Genomic DNA, 18,131 nt, shown 5'->3' on the forward strand with positions numbered 1-18,131 from the left:
GCAACTGTTCGGAAAGGCCACTGTATGAAAACAATGACTTACTCGACCGGTACATGGTGTGCTCGCTTAGCCGCTGCATTGCAGTGTTTGGAAAAAGTTCAACGCCCGTTCCTCGAAAAGTACTGGCAAACGAACTCTTATCCCGAACAGATTTCGTTCAATGGAAAAGATGAAACACCGTTTCCCAAGGATGACTTATGCGAAGTGTATGATCTTGCGCGTAGAGCAATACAGTCAAGTGAGATCAAGTTTTACGAACCCCTCCGTTCTGCATTAGACCCAGTTCGGGGGATATTAAGATCCCATCCTGCTCTTGGACGAGCTTTGGGTCCAGTGATCGGCAACGACGAATTTCGCACCACAATCTTGAACGGTTCTTCTCTGACTTGGTTGTCCCGTTTGATTTGTGGCTTGATGGAACGAGCAAATGAAGAACACATAAGTGGCTTTGAAACCGCTTCAGCAGAACTTGGTGCGCTCCTTGATCTGAGCACGCACACTTTAAAAACAAATATTCCCAATAATTTAAATATTGGGTTTGATCTACTCCTCTTTCACGGTCCAAGAATCGACGCTGAAATCGATCTACAAGATGGCCTTTTCATCAAGCCCGCCGCAGATCTCCGTAATTTTCTCGAGGTTGAGTGGCTAAGGGACTTCGTTCCTGAAAATATCGATCACCGAGATTGGCGTCAGATAGGGGCTGTAGTCCGGCCTTTTCGTTGGCGTCCAGCATTCGAACGAAAAACCGACTTCTACGACAGGCCTCCAATTTGGCCGGTTGAATTTGAGGCTGACGCTTTTGAGTTTATTGATCTGTTAGCGGTGGCCAATCAAACGCCAATAATCCCGTTTGTACTATTACGCGGTTGTATACATCGCACAGCATGCAATTTGCTTGGCGTGCGGCAAAGTCATGGTGGAATCCATCCTTGTCGTTTAGTTGGGAAGCGGTACGACCCGTTCAGAAGCCCACCTAAGCTTCATAAGTCAGCAGTTCACCAAGCTATGAAAGTTTACAAAAGTCGGGAAAATGTTGATCAGATTAGGCTTTCTGCAGTAGTTCGCAGGCTCTCTGAAGCTCTTGCAAGGGACGGGCGGTTTGGCGCTGATGATCGGATATTGGATGTGTCTCAATCCATAGAGCTAATGTTTGAGATAAAGGGAACTGGTATAGGGAAGAAGCTGCAGAAAGCGATGGTGGACTTGCTTGCTCTCGATGAGGAACACGCCGAAGAAGTCCGCAACGCGGTAAAACACTTCTATGATGTAAGATCCGCAATTGTGCATGGAGCAAGCGATGCGTATCGGAAGCGATTGCTGGAAGGCCGGCAGCGCGCTTTCAGAAGTGGTTTTAATCTAGCGAAACAAGCCTATTTCAAATTGGTACTTGAGGGCGTGACGAAAGAGTGAGCGCGTCGAACTTTCAGCTTCCAATCTACTTGAAGAGCTCTGGCCTTATCCTGACTAGAATTTGATGCCACCTAAGCTGTTGGAGCCTCGTCTGAACAGTGAAGTCTGTCTAACTTGAACCGAACCAAGATGTGCATTTATTGAAGTTCTGATAATTTTGAGTATCCCAGTTTGCTACGCTCGCGCACTCTTTGAGTAGGACTCAAGGTGGTCAGGACCCAACCAAATAATTTCTTGGTTTGACTTTGTATCCCACGATTAGCTTTTCGTCCTCAAGCAGATGCAGCGCCGTTTTCCAATGGATTTTGAATTCTCGCGCCACCCTGTTGATTATCTGGGTTTCTATCCAGATGCGGCGCAGCTTTTGTTTTGGCACTTTGGGTTTACGAACCCCGCGCTGCACTTCGAAGCCGCGTTCCCTAAAGAGCCTGGAAAGCGTTGCTGGCTTAATTCCGTTTGCGTTGGCAATATCTGAACAGTTCTTTCCTCTTTCATATTGCCTGTAGAGGCGTTGAACATAGTCGACGCCAAGCAAATCCAAGAGCCGTCGCACAACCAACGGGCTAACTCCTAGCCGCTGAGCAAAGTCCCTATGGGTTTTACTTTGTTTCAGCAAAGCGAGGATGTTGCGACGCAGGTACGGCTGCCACGCATTTGGCGTTTCTCTCAAGAAAATAGTCGGAACTCTCCCGCACCTTATTTCGACTACTGTTTTCAAGCTTTGCCCAGTTCCTTCAACGTCAGATACCTCAATTTGCGTGACTTGACGCAAAGCCGTCGGCGTTTCAGCAGCTTAGCTGATTGTCTTCCGACATGGCATTGATACTTTGAGGCATGAATGTGTAACTTATTGCTATTAAACAATATAAATGACATCAGCAAGGTCATTTGCTAGGTTTCGTTAACTGGAATCAGTCGGAATCTTTGACATGACAGCGAATTTGATTGTCGATCTCGCCAAACATGAGCAGATCAAGTGTGATCTTCGGCTCAAGGGTAGTTCACTGGCTAAGCTGAGCCGAGATATCGGCCGTTCCATCAGCTCAGTGTCTACTGTGTCACAAGGATATAGGCGCTCTGACTACGTCCAGAAAGCCATAGCAGAGAAGCTTGGGACCACTCCCGAGGCTCTGTGGCCGGAACGTTATGGATAACGGAGGTACCCAAATATGAGCTAGTAAAAATTTCATAGGAAGAAAGGAAAAAGGCCTCGCAAGCCACTACACCGCGAGACCCTTTATTCCGTATCGATTGAGAACCGATACACCTTCTTCCCCCGCCAACATCGCAAAGTCAACTGTTTCGTCGTCTGTGTTGGCGATGAGATGGCTTGGCATTGCCCGAGGAACACCAAAAGAGGGTGGAGTGGCACGATCGGCCCAAGCTGGTCGGCGCTCCAAATCGCAGACATGAATGATGAAGAGTTCACGTTGACGGGCGAGATGTCGCCTGAGCCTAGCCGTGCGACACGGGGTATTTCGCGACGATCCAAGCACAGCTCCAGGGGCGGGATAGTCGTTGACTTGCCGGGCAATAAGCGCCCGAGGGTCGTGCAGTTTGAGAGCAAGCTGGAACAGCGCGTCCTGTTTCTTTACTTGGCCAATCATGATGTCGTCGACATTTGGGAACAGCCGCCGTTCATCAGATATCGTGATGAAGCTGGAAAGCGAAAGCACCACTTTTTCGATTTCTTGGTAGTACTTAAAGATGGTCGTCGCCTGGCGCTTGCCGTAAAGCCATGGAAAATTGTACAGAAAAGCGACTTCCCCCGCGAGTTGAGGCGAATTCGTGCAGCAACACCCAAGGAATTTGCCCACGAAGTTGTACTTGTGACCGATAGGCACTTTACCCGTGCCGAAGCACTCAACGCGCAGCGTTTTGTTGAATTTTCGAGATCACGAAATCCCGACCATCAGAAACGACTTGAAGCCCTTGTCAGAGATAACGAATTTCCGAGGACAGTTGGTGAGCTGTCGCAGTTGCTAAATTTAGGTGGTCACGGTTTCCGTGCCGTTGTGATCGCTATCTATGAGGGTTTGCTCAAAACCGACAAGAGACACTTGATCGATCTCGATACTTTGGTGTGCAGCGGAGGTTTGAAATGAAACTTCCTCTCAGAGTGACTGTGAATGACCGATTGTCCGTTGATGGCCGCGAGCACCGTCTCACCGAAAAAACCGAACTGGGATGTCATTTTGAAGCCGTTGATGAGACCGCTCATGTTCTTTCTCTCACCTTCGATGAGCTGCATGACTTGTTAAAAAAGCCGAATGTAGAGTTCGAGCCTGGATATTTCCTTTTGGAAAGTAAGAAAGCTCGGATGAGTGCTGGTTTGGACACCCTTGCGAGTATGCCTGAGCACTTATGTGAAATTGTTGGTTGGCGAAGCGCTTGGGTTGATGCCTTTTTGCAGTTCCAGTCATCTGGCGAATTGAAGCGCACAGACGAATCCATAGCGCGTGCGATGCCCTCGCTTGAGGTGCATGTGAACAGGCAAATGCGCGCAGCTCAGAGAAAGTGGCGCAAGCCACGGGCTGGGAACGAAAGCAAACTCAAAGATCCACCGAGTCCCAGAACACTCCGTGAATGGGTCAAGAGATTTGAGAATGCTGGGTATTCGCCATTTGGATTGGTTCCTCAGACCCATAGGTGCGGCAATCGGAGCCCAAGATTCTGCTTAGAAGCCACTCGACTGATGGGTGAGTGTATTGAGGGCTATTTGACTCGAGATCAAGCAAAAAGGGGCAACGTAGTAGAGGACTGCATCAGGCGTTTCACCGAAGTAAATGCTGAAAGGTTAGTTGAGGGAAAACATGAGCTTAGAACTCCTAGCAGCCGGAAAGTTGAGCGAGACATCGCAAAACTGGATCCCTATTTTACATGCGTCCAAAGAGAAGGTGTTGATGCCGCGAACCGGGCATTTGCGCTTTATGAAGAAGGGATTGACGCAAGCTATCCGATGGAGCGGATTGAGATCGACGAATGGTGCGTTGATCTGATCACGATTCTGGCCGAACGTGGCGCGCTGGATCATCTGAGCCCGGAGGCACTCGCTAAGCTGGATCGTGGGCGCCGCTGGCTCTATCTCGCAATCGATTGCGCCACTCGCTGCGTCGTCGGAATGCGCCTCTCAGCAAAACCTAACCTGACCGATGCGGTATTATTGTTGTCTGATGTCACGCGCGACAAAACAGATATGGCAATTGCTGCAGGCTGCAAATCGACTTGGCATCATTATGGCGGACTAAGCTCTGTCGTCACAGACTTGGGTGTTGCGTTTGTAGACTCTGGTTTTCGCCAGGCCGTCTTCGAAGCTCATGGAATTGTTGAGACTCCACGTGGCGGCCTACCTCACCTGCGCGCGCGGGTGGAACGTATTTTTCGAACTTTCGGGACGTTGTTAATGCCGCGTCTAGCTGGACGAACGTTTTCCAACACCAGGGAACGTGGCGACTATCCTTCGGAAGAAATGGCGTCTCTCACTGACGATGTCTTAATGGAATTGCTCATTAGGTTTGTTGTGGATAGGTATCACAACCTGCCGCATCGTGGCTTGAACGGCGAGACACCGAACAATTGCTGGAAACGTCTCGCTGACAAGGTAGGCATTGTTCCGATCCTCGCAGAAACGACCCGACGCAGGGCATTCGGTGTGAAACAGAACCGGAGTGTTAACGGCAAAGGTGTCCGCGTGTTCGGTATCGACTATACTTGTGCTGAATTGCGCAACTTCCACCTGCATAGCCGCGAAACGCACGTGGATATCAAAGTTGATCTCAATGACCTTGGTTGGATCATGGTCCAGGTCGGTGACAATTGGGTTGTCGCACAAGCTCTGCAAAAACGGTTTGAAGGCGTGTCCTACGAACAATGGGAAGCGGCGGCGCGTGAATTGCGCCAAAAACACAAAGCTGAGGCCGCTTTACATGCGCAGACAGTGTCCGATGCCTTGGATGCCATTATCCAACGAGATGCTGAAGAGCGGCGTAGATTTGGCGCAGTATTAAAGCGTCAGACGCCTGCGGGATTAAAACGAGCGCGAGAAGACTTGTTCGTGGGATTGAGCATCAAGTCAGGTGATCCCGAAGGCTTTGAATTACCACCAGAGCCGGACCTATTTGGGTACTTGATCCCGTTTTCAGACGAGCACCGAGAAGTTTCAGAAACTGCGGTAGATGACATCCAAAACTCTTCTGAGGAGCAACCCAGAACTTCTACTTGGAGGTTCGAAGATGACTGATCAACACAAAACTAACTGCGACGATATTGACCTTCAAATTGCTGAGTTGCGTAGCGCTTTTGTGTCTCACCAAGCGTTTCAAAATCTCGAAATGATCTTCGACCGTCATCTCCGTCGACGGAGGGCGGCCATCCGATTGGGAAACCGCAGTGAAGCTCGGGGCATTGCGCTTATTGGGGCCTCTGGTAGTGGGAAATCCACGGCTGCGGAGCGTTTGTTCGACAACCACCCAAGCCTGATCCTGCCGACTGAAGGGCAAGATGTGGCAGAAGTGATCCGGCTTCAGGTGCCATCGCCAGCCACTCTAAAGAATGTTGGCGCAACGATTCTGTCTGGTCTGGGTTATCCGCTCGCTCGGGACAAATCTGCTGCAATCATCTGGACGCAAGTCCGCCAGTTTCTCCAGTTACGTCGTACAATGTTTGTGCATCTGGACGAGGCACAGGATCTTTACATCAGCAAGGGGATCAAAGCCCGCAATGACGTAGTGAACACCCTGAAGTCGCTGATGAACGATAAGGATTGGCCGGTTGGTCTTGTTCTGTCTGGCACGCCTGATCTGATCAAGATGATCAATTCGGATGTTCAGCTTAAAAGGCGCATAGATGTTGTGCATCTGGGTGCAGTGAGCTGGATTTCGCATGAAGCGGATGTCAAAGGTCTTTTTGCGGGGTTTGTTTCAAAGTCTGGTTTAGGGAATGACGTTGAACTGGGCGAGGATGCGTTTTTGAAACGTTTAGTTCACGCCGGTGGAAACGAGTTCGGTCTGATCATCGATATGATCCTCTGTGGTATTGAAGAAGCGCTCTACGTGGAGTCCGATCAACTCAAGCTGGCGCACTTTGCCGAGGCATTCCGGCGAAAGTCAGGCTGTATCCCGGCGTTCAATCCGTTTCTTGCCGAAGACTACCGCACTATCGACGTCAAAGCCGTGATGGGGTGGTTGGAATTGAATGATCCCTCGAGTAGCGGAGCGAGAATATGAAAGCACAGCTTGCTCTGACTCTGCCTCATCATCACATGGAGACGCCCGCTTCCTATGTCGCCCGGCTGTCACGTCGCAATCTTAGTGTTACGAGGGAGTTCTGTTCAGATCTGGGTCTGAGATGGCCCCATATCTGCTCGGCCCATCCGGATCAGCTTGAGCGGCTGTCACAACTGGCTGGAGTGTCATTTGAAGCGTTGGAGTTGGCGGCGGCCAGATTGGTTGGCCCCTGTCGGTACCGCGTCGGGCATTCCTTTGCCACCTCCGGTTCGTTCCGCCGGGCTACCACCCGTATTTGTCCGAGATGTATTGTGGAGGCCAAGGAGGCTTCTGGTCCTGAGAACGCGTTCCAACCTCTTGAATGGTTGGTGCTGCCGATCAAGACCTGTGCCAAACATGGCGTACCGTTGCTCCAGCTTCCCAATGCGTCGCATGCGCATCTCACCTACGACGTGGTTGAGCAAGTGACGCGTCACCAGGATCTGATCTTTGAGGCCGCTCAAGACGCAACAAATCTTGGGCGATCTTCGTTTGAAACCTACCTGAGCCGCCGAATTGAGTTTGGGGTCGCTGATGACTGGTTAGACTCGCTGGAACTGACGCATCTTCATCAGGCCGCTCTGACATTAGGTATGGCGATTGCTATGGACCGGGGCGTCTACCGTTCGGACTTGGACTTCGAACAAGAGCGTGCTTGCATGTCGGCTGGTTTCGAGGTTTTGAAGAGTGGGCCGGAAGCCCTGAAATCTGAGTTGGAGCGTGCCAGGCGCCAGTCTCCCTCCAAGCGGTCATATTTCACAACAGATATGGGCGAGTTCTATACCTGGCTGAAAGACACTGAAGAAGACCCGGCGACAGCAGTCCTCAGGGCTTGTGTGCAGGGTTTTGTTCGGGAGAATTATCCGCTGCAGACCGGCGCAAGAGTCCTCGGCACGAAGATCACAGCACCCAAACTTATCACGCTTGAACGCGCGCGGGAGCTACATGGGGTCGGCGAGGTTCGGGTGCGAGGCATTCTCGCCCATCTTCGAAGTCAAAACGCGAGCGACCTTTCAAATATGAAAGATGTCAGCCATGAAGATCTGGTCGCCGTGCTCGACTTTTGGTCTGGATTGCAGAATATCAAAGCCACCGCGACTCAGTTGAATATCCATCCGGTCCAGGTGAAGGCGCTGATCCGGCATAACGTTCTGGAATCCTATCGTTTTGGAACGTCTCTGCGCTATGTGCCATCGTCCTCGGTACAGACCCTGCTGACTAGGCTTGAAGGTCTACGCATTGCCGCTCGGGCACGTCATAGGTTGCGTCTCTCGGAGTACAGCCGACAGAGCAAGGTGGCCCTGGCTCGCGTTGTCGCTGATTGGGTAGCAGGCCGACTGACCGGCGTATGGAGAGATCCGGACGTGGAAGGGTTAGCTGGAATTCTTATCGACTGCGCTGAGATCTTGGAGAAATCGGAGCGCGTGTTTTCCGGCGATCTGTCTCTGATGGATGCGGCGGCGCGCTTGAGAATTAGTGTCGGGTCGATCCGGCGGTTGCGGGATGGTGGATACCTAAAGCAGAAAAAAATGCGAAACCCGGACACGCAGCACTACCGTTGCTACATCACTGAAGAGAGTATTCAGGCTTTTGAAGAACATTATGTGACGTTGGGCCAAATGGCGCGGCAGTTTGAGATAGCAGCGGTCCATTTGGGTCCGGCATTGGATCGTAGAGAAGTTGAAACAATCCCCTGCGAGGCTGGGTTTGTTCGTGCCTACCCGAACGAGACAAGAGATGTGGTTCGGGAACTGACGATTGGGGGGTAAATCGTCAGTCTAAACTGACTGTTTGAGTCAACAAAAGCTGGTGGCGGAGCTAAGTTGATACTCCGCCGCTCATGCTCATCAGTTTTAGTGGCGGTCTCTCGATTGGGCCAACTACGTTGAATTGCTGAACTGCGAGGTGAAGAAACATGACTAGCAGTCGAAGAAATCTTACTGAACAGCTTCAACCAATATGGGAGGCTGTAGGCAAGCTGGGCGCGAACAGTCCCGAGCTAAATCTAAAGGCCTATCTCGATGAGATGTGGAGCGAAGACGAAACAACTACTGCCTCTTTGGGGGCTGGAAAGGGTCTCGATCGACAAGACGAAAAAATTGCGGAAGATCTTGAGGTCCAATTCAAGATGATTGCAGTCGCCTATGCCACTGGAGAATTGGATGAGATCGACCGCGTAGTTAACTACCTAGCGTTCATACGTCGCATGAAAAAGCAAGGCGTCTATGAGATTGGACACTGGAGTGATGAGGACAAAGATGGGTGACGACATAACCAGTCAGTGGTTCACTTAACACCCGTTTAGCAATGTCCAAGGGCTTCTATCTAAGGCCTTGGGAAAAGTCGCTGAAGCGCGTTGCGAAAAATGCCAGTAGTTAGTCCATTTTGCCCGATGCCGCGGCGGGCATCGAATTCCGCATTGGACATTCTTTGAACTAATTCGCTTCGACTACCTTCAGCACAGAGACGCGGAGTGCATCGAGCAGTTGTACCAAGTGCTTTCTGTTTTTCGCCGTGTATTTTGCCGCCGTCGCAGTGCGTTGAATAAAATCTGCATACTGGTCCACAGACAGATCCGCAGCCCTAAGGTCATCCGAGAATGGCTCTAGAACTCGGGCAATAATCTCAGTGTTCCGTTGAGCACCTGCTTCAAGCTCCTTCTGTGAAGAAGCGGTTACGCCAGCAATGATGTCTTCGGCATTCGGCGAGGATTGAAGTACATCGTAGTGCTCAATCACGGTGTGCTGGAAGATTACATCCAATTGCGCACTGAGTCCCGTCGTCTTCATCAGCCCGGCCTCAATGTCCACCACAACCTTGTCCGCCATGGATCGGATCGTGGCCTGTAACACTTCATCTTTATTGGCGAATGCTTTGTAGAGCGTCTGTCGCGATAACCCTGCTTCTTCCGCAATGTCGTTCATGCTTGTCCGTTTAACCCCGAACCGAAGAAAGAGACGGACTGCTGCTTCTAGGATGTGGGCGTCGCGATTTTTCATAAAGGGCATATTGACATTACGTGGGTGACTGTCAATATTTACAATCAGTCATCAAATGTAAACTTTGTGGAGCCTTTCATGACCGCCACTTCCCAAAAAATTGCCATCGTCACTGGTGCCAACAACGGCATTGGGTTTGAAACCACAATCGGCATCGCCGAAGCTGGGTTCCACGTAGTGATGGCCTGCCGCAATCTCGAAAAGGCAAAAACCGCTCGGGACGACGTGCTGGCACGCGTGCCGTCAGCCTCGCTTGATGTGATGCCGCTAGACCTGGGCGATTTTGCCTCCGTCAGAAGCTTTGCCGAGGCGTTCCGCGCGCGCTATTCGAAGCTCGACGTGCTGATCAACAATGCAGGCATACTGCTTTACACCGCTGAGACGAATGGCGATGGGATCGAACTGCAATTCGCGACCAATCACCTCGGTCATTTTCTTTTGACGGCGTTGCTGATTGACCTCGTGCCAGACGATCCGGCATCCCGGATCGTGGCGCTTTCAAGCCTCGGGCACAAGGGTGCCACCATCCAGTTTGATGATCTGACCTGTGGCCAGGATGGCGGCATTGCTTATGGTCAGTCGAAACTCGCGAACCTTTTGTTTGGGGACGAGCTAAACCGTCGCCTACGGGCTTCTGGGCGTAGGCTAAAAGCACTGTCCGTCCATCCCGGCGGTTCTGAGTCCGGTCTGTTCCATAACGTTGCCCCGGATCAGCTCGCGCAGATGAAAGCGCAAGTTGAACAATTCCTTCATTCTCCAGAAGAAGCCGCGAAACCCACCCTGTACGCCGCCCTGTCCACGGATGTCCAAGGAGGCGATTACTACGGCCCCACCGGCCCGCAGGAAATGAGCGGGGAAGTCGGCGTGGCCACCCGCGATCCGATAACCGCGAATATCGAGATTGCTACCCGGTTATGGACCCTGTCCGAAGTGCTTACCGGCCAATCCTTCAAAATCTGATCCCGCCATTCATTCCAGAAGCGACAGTGCTGACCTCCTAAAAGGAAAGATCATGCAAGATTTTGAAAGCAAGACCGTTGTCATCACCGGCTCCGCGACGGGGATCGGTAAAGAACTCGCCCTCCAGATGGGGCTGGAAGGCGCAAAGGTTGTCATCTGCGGTCGCCGTTTGGACCGCGTTCAGGAGGCAGTGTCAGAACTGAAAGCCGAAGGGATCAAGGCGGCGGGAACTGCCTGCGATGTCGCGGATCGCGAACAAGTAGAAGCGCTGGCAGACTTTGCCGAGGCTGAGTTTGGTCCGGTTGATGTGCTCATCAACAATGCTGGTATCGGCCAGGACCCCAAGCCGCTGATCGACATGGATCTGGATGTGTTCCGGCGTGTCTATGAGATCAACATATTCGGAACGCTCAACGGAATTCAGGTCTTTGGGCGCAAAATGCTCGACCGCGGAACACCATGCGCGATCTACAACATTGGCTCCGAAAACAGTGTCTTCACCGCCGTACCATCGTCACATGCCTATGTCTCGTCCAAGCATGCCCTTTTAGCCATCACCGAACTTCTGGCCGAAGAGACGCCGGACTTTATGGACGTGGCCTTGATCATGCCTGGCTTGGTAGTTTCCGAGATGAGCCAGGGCCTGGGCATGCCGACGGATCAGTTTGTGAAGCGGGTGCTTAATCAGCTGAAAGCCGGTGAATTTTTCGCGGTCAGTCATGCCTACAACAAGGTTCGGATTGATGACCGCTATGGAAAACTCGCGCGCGCTTATGACACCTACGCCCCGCGATACGACGGCGACATCGAATACGACATCCGCAATTTTCTAGAGATGTCGGCGGCGGGGCTTAGGCCCTGCTAGGTAGCCTTCCAAACCACATCGATCATTTGGGAGCCGTATCTCCAAAGGCGGTAGATCATGCAAAAGTTACTTTCACATATCTTCAGTTTATTCTTGATCCTCGCCGCACTGATCATGCTCAGCTGGGGACTTCTAGGCTTTCTGGAATACTTCTGGGGACTTGCCCCGCTGATGCCGCTACAAAACGAGACATTTCCAATTGGCATGCAGACCCTCCATTGGATTTTGATCACTGTGTCGGGGGCCACGTTCCTTGCCGGTTACGCCGTGCGCTGGCGCTACACGCCCATCGCAATGCTTGTGATGTTCACTGCACTTGCCACGATGTGCGCGGTCCAAACCTTCGACATGCTGCAAAACCCAGATCGCTACCGCAACTTCCTGGTTGAGTGCATCAACTACACCCTTATTTCCGTCTACCTCTTCCGGGCGCAGCGCATGCGCGAGCGGTTCGGGCGGATCACCGTTGAGATGGCGCACCGCGCCTCTAAAGGCTTGAACCGATCAAAAAGGGAAGATCATGGAAACTGGTAGAACTGAGAAGGTCAGCTTCTCTCATCATAAAATCCACACCGACATCATCATCAACACGGCGCCCGAAGCCGTTTGGGCGGTTCTGACCGATACTGCCAACTACAGCTCCTGGGCTGCGTTCCTTGTGGGAATCGAGGGCCAGATCGCGGACGGTGAAAGCATCAATGTTGCCTTCCAGCTGGACCCCAACAAGGACAAGCTCACACGGATTGATCACACGATCACTGTGGTAGACGGCCACGAGTTCTACCGGGCTGAAAGAGGACCCGGCGGCATCCGCGATAACCACCATTTCAAGGTCGAGGCCGCCGCAGATGGAAAGACCCGGTTCGTACAATCGGACGAGATCATCGGTGGCATGACTCTCCTGATGGGTGGACGGTTGGCGAAATTGTATCTGGAGGGCTACCAGGTTTTCAATCGCAGCCTGAAGGCGGAAGCGGAGCGACGCGGTAATGTCGGATGAACCCACCGCACGAGCTCTCGGGCGCGTTCTGCTTACTGGGGCAACCGGCATGGTCGGGTCATCTGTTCTGGCTGCATTGCTGGAGGAGGAGAGCGTAACAGAGGTTGTTTCCCTTGGGCGGAGGTCTTCGGGTCGAACTCACGCCAAGCTGACCGACATCAGCTTTACGGATTTCGGGAACTCAGCCTCATATACCCAGTATCTGATCGGTATCGACACGGTGTTTCATTGTCTTGCGACCTACTCAGCCCGCGTCAGTAGGGAGACTTATTCAGAGGTCACCGTCAATTGGTTGATCAACCTTGTACGGGCTTGTGAGGAAACAGTGCCGGAAGCAACATTCTGCCTCTTCTCGGCCCAAGGTGCGCGAACAGACGGGGGTGGCATGTCATTTGCTTTGAAAGTCAAAGGTGAAGCCGAGACTGTTCTTTTCGCCTCCCATATCAAACGCAAGTTTGCCTTTCGCCCCGGCTATATCGCCCCATCTGAACGAAGCAGGTGGAAACCATTAGACTATCTGTTCGCGCCGCTTCATACGCTAGTACCTTCTATAGGTGTGGCATCCGATGAACTAGCACAGGCTATGATCAGAACGGTGATCAACAACGAAAGTTCGTCTGCCGTTTTGGAAAACACTGAAATGCGGGCATTACTGCTGTGAGCGTAGATTGCCCCCGAGCTTCGACGTTTTCTGCTGACAATACGTCCTAAATTATCCATTTCAAAACCCGCCTGCGTCCTACGTTAGCGGAGGTTTGGAGGAAAGTAGAATGGCGACGCGCGGGTATTGTCTTTGTAAAAAAACAAGCTGGGCCTACCAAGGAGATCAAACATGGGCATGTTATTGCCACTGCGATGACTGCCGTCGGAATTGTGCCGCGCCGATGGTTGCGTGGCTCGGTGCGCCAATAGAAAACTTTGAGTGGACCGGTGATAAACCCCGCACTTATGAAAGTTCCAAAGGCGTTTTCAGGCATTTTTGCGGTACGTGCGGATCACCCATTGGATTTGAAGCCGATCACTATCCGGGTGGTATGCACCTCTATGCTGCATCGCTCGAAAACCCGGAAGATTTCAAACCGACTTTTCACGTCAACAAGCAAAGCAAGTTACCTTGGCTGCAAATGACTGATGATCTCGACGCGTTTGAAGGTATCCTATTACAAACTCCTAACGACCCAGACGGATATAAGTAGATTGGGAAGCCTCCTGATTTTTCATACGGCAGCTTTGCCTACGAGGCAGCCTTTCGTGCTTGTTCCATTGAACGGCCACCACTCAGCCAGAGATCGCTTCACATAACACCGCTTCAGTGAGATGTGCGGTTTATTACGACGCTGTCAATCATCCGTTGGTTGCGAAAATCTGCCTTTCGAGGTCCGGATCGACAAAGACTGCAACGCGGACAAAGCAGACATTGGAAGATTGCTCTCGCGACCCACAAGTCAACTATTGTCGGAGTTCATCTTGCGATAGTCAGAGGGCGTCAGTCCCGTCACCTTCCTAAATGCGCGGCTGAAATTATTTGCGGTTTCATATCCTAGCATGGAGGAGATACTGGAGACTGTCTCGCGCGTATCTGTGAGGAGTTCCTCGGCCCTTGCTACCCTGACATCGTTGACGATTTCGCGAAAACGAACCCCTTCGGTTGCTAACTTCCGTTGTAGTGTGCGAACGCCAAGATCGAGCGAACGCGCGGTGGCATCAATCGACATTTCCTCCCGATGAAGTTGTTGCCAAACCACTTCCTCGACTTGTCCTCTAAGTGTTTGAGGTGGGCCGCCCAATCGTTCGCGAGAAATATCTCCGACGGTTGTCGAGCCGCCGGTAAGTTTTTTGGGCGTGGTTTCGGCTCGCAAAGCCGATGCATCAAAATCAACCCCAAGCCGGGAGGCGTTCCAGATTACAGGACAAGCGTAGGTGTCTTCTGCCTCGACAAATCCAGGAACCTTCGGGAAGTCCAAGAGCACGGCAGATGGCTTCCAGTCGCTTCCTAAATACGCGCGGAATATGCTCAAAAAAACCCCAACGGCCGAGAAGCCGATGTCCGGATACGCGAAATGCGAGCGAAGTCCAAAACGATAACAGTAGCGCGCGCTTGTGCCCGAAGTTTCAAGCCACGCGCGATCCGTAGACGAATGAAATGGCATGACGGCAGAAGCTCGTATTAGCGCTGCCCCCAGCGTTGGAGCAGAAAGAACGTAACTCCCCCAGGCGCCGTAGTCAGCGACAGTGAGATACGGTGACCACAACAATCCGATGTTTTGTTGTCCCGTGGATCGTGCGGCTTCGTGCACAAAGGTCGCCAAGGCATGCTCCGAGATGTAACCGCCTCTTTCCTCAATGAAGTGAACAGGAAGATCGGCAGAGTCAAAAGCACGCAACAAGCGTCTTTCCCCAGCGGCCTCAAGCACAAACTGGGGCATCGCGCCCAAGGCCTTAGCCGAAATCATCGGTGGTAGGTTCAATCCGTCAACCCGCTTGTTCGCCCGCGTGTCGTGAAATGATACGCATCGGCTGAACGGATGTGCAAGCTTTCCCTAAACAGCAGGGAGCATTGCAATATGAAAATACTTCGGCCATTACACGGCGGTTTTTCGATGCATTTTTTGGGAATGGTGCTCGGCGCAGGTATTTCTGCTTCACCAGTTTTCTCCCAGTCCTTCAACGACACGGGCGACATCCTTGCACGATCAGCCGAGGTCGAGGACATCGAGTACAAGATTATGGTGCAGCGTGCCACCCAGACGGCCATCTGGGGAATGCCTGCCGCCGGTATGATCGATTTCCTCAAGGGCATTCGCCGCGACCTCGGTGGCGACTACAATGACATCATTTATCTCAACAAGCCGTTCGACTCCAAACATGGGTTTCTTACGGCCAACGATGTTACGGCCTATGCTTGGGCTTCAATGACCTCCGAACCCGGTCCCCTTGTCATTGAAGTGCCCGCTGCCACCGACAAGGTGAACTACTTCGGTACAATCGTGAATGCTTGGGATGTTCCTATTGTGGACGTAGGTCCCGATGGTTTCGATGAAGGTGCCGGCGGCAAGTACCTCATGCTACCCCCAGGCTACGAAGGGGAAATGTCGCTGGAGGAATTAACTGAAGCGGGATACCTTCCCTTTGAAACAGATACCTACGAATATGGTTTTTCGTTCCGGCCAAAACTGACGAATGGCGGAACGGACACCGATGCGGCCGAGTACGCTCAGACGATCAAAGTGTACTACCTGTCTGAGGCTGACAATCCACCACCCAACAACTATCTCGAAGCGTCAGAAGTGCCGTACGACTCGCTTCCATACTACAACGAGACCTTCTTTCAGGACTTGAATGATTACGTTCAAAACAACCCCGTCAGACAACAAGACAAGGTCATGGTAAATTTCCTGAAGGATCTCGGGATCGAAAAGGGAAAACCTTTCGAACCATCGGAAATTCAGTTGAAAGCAATGAATGAGGGTTTGTTGTTGGCGTATGCCTCTATGCAGAACTACTTTGTTACGCCCGGCAAAGCCATGATACCGCTCTGGGTCGACGATAGCGGCGAGATGAAAAGCCAGTGGCTGATATGGGACTTTGCCGAAGGTCAACCCGAGGCAGGCTTCCCGTATGAGACTGAGACAGAGGTACTTGTGGATGCGCGTGCGGGCGGCAGCTACTTCTGGATCACGTACCTGCCGAAACAACTCGGTGGCGGTACCTTTTATCTGACGGGCCTTCGCGACAGCGACGGCGACATGTACGACCACAATCAGACTTACAGACTTAACGTGCCAGCAGACACACCTGCCGACGATTTCTGGTCCGTGATTGTTTATTCGATGGAGACCAAGAGCTTCATCCGGAACGTTGATCCAGTGGGTCTGTCCGAGCGCGACACAGACTCTATGCAAGCCGATGAAGACGGTTCTTACGACATCTTTTTTGGACCGGAGGCACCGGAAGGCAAGGAAAGCAACTGGATACCAACCACAGAGCCGTACTTCCTTTTGTTCCGTCTATATGGGCCGCAAGACGGATGGTTGGAAAGTGGCTGGATGCTGGGCGATCTAGAAAAAGTAAACTGATCAAAACAAACAAAAATTCCCAATGGAGTGAACAATGAAAACAAAGTCGTTAGCCGCGCTGACCGCCCTGGTACTCGCATCGCAATCTCCAGCCCAAGAGTACAAGGCTGAAGTTCCGGATAGCATAATCGTACCGGATCAGGTGGAGACACGATTTGGAACGTTGGAATATTTTGACGGCTTGCCGACGCCGGATACAGCTAAGCTGTCGTATAACGCATTAAATTTCATGCGTGGCATGCAGGTATTCATGGATGGAATGCCTGCAGCCTCAACATATGCAATGTGTCACGGGCTCGAAGAGGGCGCTGGCGTTGATCCGATGAAGATCGGGATCTTTGAAGACCTGTATAACGCCCGTTCGCTTCTTCTCACGCCGAACACCACGACAATCTACATTCTTAACTGTACGGACCTGTCCGAAGGGCCAGTGGTTTACGACGTGCCGCCGGGCATGCTGGGGTTCGTGAACGATGCCTATATGCGTTATGTCACTGACATCGGGAACGCTGGGCCTGACGCTGGCGAGGGTGGGAAGTTCTTGATCGTTCCGCCCGACTATGAAGGTGAGTTGCCGGACGACGGTTACTATATTGTGAAGCCGCCAAGCTATCGGAACTGGTTTCTGTTGCGTGCGTTTTATGGGGAAGACGGCGTTGGAGCCGCAGTGGATCGTGTGAAGGAAACTCTTCGTGTTTACCGGTGGGAAGACCGCGACGCGCCGCCCGATCAGGAATTTGTGAACCTGACTGATCTTCAGTTCAACACGATACACGCCAATGACTTTTCCTTCTTTGAAGAGATGAAGGCCGTTGTAGACAACGAAGCGGAAGGAGCACTTCCCGATGAATTGATGGGAGCAATGTTCTCGCTGGGTATCCGAAAAGGTGAACCATTTGAACCCGATGACGAACTGAGGCTGCTGCTCACAGAGGCAGTCGCATTGGGCACGGCGGCGGCTAAGTCGTTGAATTTTGCTCCTCGCTCGCGTGCGCCATTCTACTATGACGAAGGGTATTGGAAGACGGCGTTCGTCGGTGGCAATCATGAGTTCCAGGCGGGGGACGTGAAAATCCTCGATGCGCGGACCCTGTTCCACTACTACGCGACTGGCATTACGCCTGCCATGGTTGCACAAAAGGTTGGTGTCGGGTCGCAATATGCGCTGGCAAACCGGGACAGTGACGGGAACTACTTCGATGGGAGCAACACCTATTCCGTCACCATCCCGCCAAATCCGCCCGCGCAGGATTACTGGTCTTTCGTCGTTTACGACACCCAAACCCGTTCACTGCTCGAAACTGATCAGAAACTCGCAGGGGTCGACAGCAACCAAGCTACATTGGAAGCGAATGAAGACGGAAGTTACACTGTCTGGTTCGCGCCTGAAGCGCCTGAAGGCAAAGAGGGCAACTGGATACAGACGATGCCGGGCAAATCTTGGTCGACCGTACTGCGATTGTATGGCCCTCTCGAGCCTTGGTTCGACGGATCGTGGCGCCCGGGCGAGATCGAACTTATGGAGTGATAGACTGTCAATTTAGCGCCCTAACA

18 protein-coding genes are annotated in these 18,131 nt (G+C 52.1%); 15 read left to right on the forward strand and 3 right to left on the reverse strand.

The annotated features are described in order from the left end of the window. Positions 1 to 24 precede the first annotated feature (24 nt). Positions 25 to 1,413, forward strand: coding sequence for a HEPN domain-containing protein (locus tag GOW48_RS18645; protein WP_170755632.1), 1,389 nt, complete (start codon positions 25 to 27; stop codon positions 1,411 to 1,413). A 211-nt stretch (positions 1,414 to 1,624) separates the two neighbouring features. Here GOW48_RS18645 and GOW48_RS18650 read toward each other — a convergent pair whose 3' ends face one another. Then, positions 1,625 to 2,131: a hypothetical protein gene (locus tag GOW48_RS18650; protein WP_170755633.1), complete on the reverse strand. Its 507-nt coding sequence runs from the start codon at positions 2,129 to 2,131 to the stop codon at positions 1,625 to 1,627. A 211-nt stretch (positions 2,132 to 2,342) separates the two neighbouring features. On the opposite strand from GOW48_RS18650, the gene GOW48_RS22805 reads away from it, so the two are divergent. From GOW48_RS22805 to GOW48_RS18680, 6 genes are all read left to right on the forward strand, one after another. Beyond that, positions 2,343 to 2,567, forward strand: coding sequence for a helix-turn-helix domain-containing protein (locus tag GOW48_RS22805; RefSeq protein WP_170755634.1), 225 nt, complete (start codon positions 2,343 to 2,345; stop codon positions 2,565 to 2,567). 255 nt (positions 2,568 to 2,822) lie between these two features. Continuing rightward, on the forward strand, positions 2,823 to 3,518 hold the full coding sequence (locus GOW48_RS18660; RefSeq protein ID WP_170755635.1) for a TnsA endonuclease N-terminal domain-containing protein: 696 nt from the start codon (positions 2,823 to 2,825) through the stop codon (positions 3,516 to 3,518). After that, on the forward strand, positions 3,515 to 5,653 hold the full coding sequence (locus GOW48_RS18665) for a Mu transposase C-terminal domain-containing protein (RefSeq protein WP_170755636.1): 2,139 nt from the start codon (positions 3,515 to 3,517) through the stop codon (positions 5,651 to 5,653). Before GOW48_RS18660 ends, GOW48_RS18665 begins: the two co-directional genes overlap by 4 nt. Further along, positions 5,646 to 6,638 carry an ATP-binding protein gene (locus GOW48_RS18670; protein WP_170755637.1) on the forward strand — a complete coding sequence of 331 codons (993 nt, stop codon included), beginning with the start codon at positions 5,646 to 5,648 and terminating at the stop codon, positions 6,636 to 6,638. The genes GOW48_RS18665 and GOW48_RS18670 overlap by 8 nt, the downstream gene beginning before the upstream one ends. Further along, positions 6,635 to 8,446 (forward strand): TniQ family protein, encoded by a 1,812-nt coding sequence (locus tag GOW48_RS18675; protein ID WP_170755638.1) that lies wholly within the window; start codon positions 6,635 to 6,637, stop codon positions 8,444 to 8,446. Before GOW48_RS18670 ends, GOW48_RS18675 begins: the two co-directional genes overlap by 4 nt. Positions 8,447 to 8,592: 146 nt before the next feature. Then, positions 8,593 to 8,943, forward strand: coding sequence for a hypothetical protein (locus GOW48_RS18680; RefSeq protein ID WP_170424603.1), 351 nt, complete (start codon positions 8,593 to 8,595; stop codon positions 8,941 to 8,943). A gap of 169 nt (positions 8,944 to 9,112) precedes the next feature. On the opposite strand, the gene GOW48_RS18685 is transcribed toward GOW48_RS18680, so the two are convergent. Continuing rightward, positions 9,113 to 9,685, reverse strand: a complete 573-nt coding sequence (locus GOW48_RS18685; protein ID WP_331251875.1) for a TetR/AcrR family transcriptional regulator — start codon at positions 9,683 to 9,685, stop codon at positions 9,113 to 9,115. Positions 9,686 to 9,754: 69 nt separating this feature from the next. Between GOW48_RS18685 and GOW48_RS18690 the strand changes: the two genes are divergently transcribed. The 6 genes from GOW48_RS18690 to GOW48_RS18715 all read left to right on the forward strand — a co-directional run bounded on the left by GOW48_RS18690 (position 9,755) and on the right by GOW48_RS18715 (position 13,697). Further along, positions 9,755 to 10,636, forward strand: a complete 882-nt coding sequence (locus tag GOW48_RS18690) for an oxidoreductase (protein ID WP_170755639.1) — start codon at positions 9,755 to 9,757, stop codon at positions 10,634 to 10,636. A gap of 52 nt (positions 10,637 to 10,688) precedes the next feature. After that, positions 10,689 to 11,501: an SDR family NAD(P)-dependent oxidoreductase gene (locus tag GOW48_RS18695; protein WP_170755675.1), complete on the forward strand. Its 813-nt coding sequence runs from the start codon at positions 10,689 to 10,691 to the stop codon at positions 11,499 to 11,501. 57 nt (positions 11,502 to 11,558) lie between these two features. Further along, the gene (locus GOW48_RS18700; RefSeq protein WP_170755640.1) at positions 11,559 to 12,035 is read left to right on the forward strand and encodes a hypothetical protein; all 477 of its coding nucleotides are present in this window, start codon (positions 11,559 to 11,561) and stop codon (positions 12,033 to 12,035) included. After that, a complete protein-coding gene (locus tag GOW48_RS18705; protein ID WP_170755641.1) occupies positions 12,022 to 12,501 on the forward strand; it encodes an SRPBCC domain-containing protein in 480 nt (159 codons plus the stop codon). Before GOW48_RS18700 ends, GOW48_RS18705 begins: the two co-directional genes overlap by 14 nt. Continuing rightward, complete coding sequence (locus GOW48_RS18710) at positions 12,491 to 13,162, forward strand: NAD-dependent epimerase/dehydratase family protein (protein WP_170755642.1); 672 nt, start codon at positions 12,491 to 12,493, stop codon at positions 13,160 to 13,162. Before GOW48_RS18705 ends, GOW48_RS18710 begins: the two co-directional genes overlap by 11 nt. 109 nt (positions 13,163 to 13,271) lie before the next feature. Next, positions 13,272 to 13,697: a GFA family protein gene (locus GOW48_RS18715; RefSeq protein ID WP_174821687.1), complete on the forward strand. Its 426-nt coding sequence runs from the start codon at positions 13,272 to 13,274 to the stop codon at positions 13,695 to 13,697. A gap of 249 nt (positions 13,698 to 13,946) precedes the next feature. On the opposite strand, the gene GOW48_RS18720 is transcribed toward GOW48_RS18715, so the two are convergent. Continuing rightward, positions 13,947 to 14,954 carry a helix-turn-helix domain-containing protein gene (locus GOW48_RS18720; RefSeq protein ID WP_170685169.1) on the reverse strand — a complete coding sequence of 336 codons (1,008 nt, stop codon included), beginning with the start codon at positions 14,952 to 14,954 and terminating at the stop codon, positions 13,947 to 13,949. A gap of 111 nt (positions 14,955 to 15,065) precedes the next feature. Here GOW48_RS18720 and GOW48_RS18725 point away from each other — a divergent pair, with 111 nt between their 5' ends. Together GOW48_RS18725 and GOW48_RS18730 are read left to right on the forward strand one after the other, a co-directional pair. Then, on the forward strand, positions 15,066 to 16,577 hold the full coding sequence (locus GOW48_RS18725) for a DUF1214 domain-containing protein (protein ID WP_214648678.1): 1,512 nt from the start codon (positions 15,066 to 15,068) through the stop codon (positions 16,575 to 16,577). Between the two features lie 34 nt (positions 16,578 to 16,611). After that, positions 16,612 to 18,105 (forward strand): DUF1254 domain-containing protein, encoded by a 1,494-nt coding sequence (locus GOW48_RS18730; protein WP_170755643.1) that lies wholly within the window; start codon positions 16,612 to 16,614, stop codon positions 18,103 to 18,105. Positions 18,106 to 18,131: the final 26 nt, after the last annotated feature.

Origin of the sequence: Ruegeria lacuscaerulensis (genome assembly GCF_013033355.1) — a bacterium.
Classification (GTDB): domain Bacteria; phylum Pseudomonadota; class Alphaproteobacteria; order Rhodobacterales; family Rhodobacteraceae; genus Ruegeria; species Ruegeria lacuscaerulensis_A.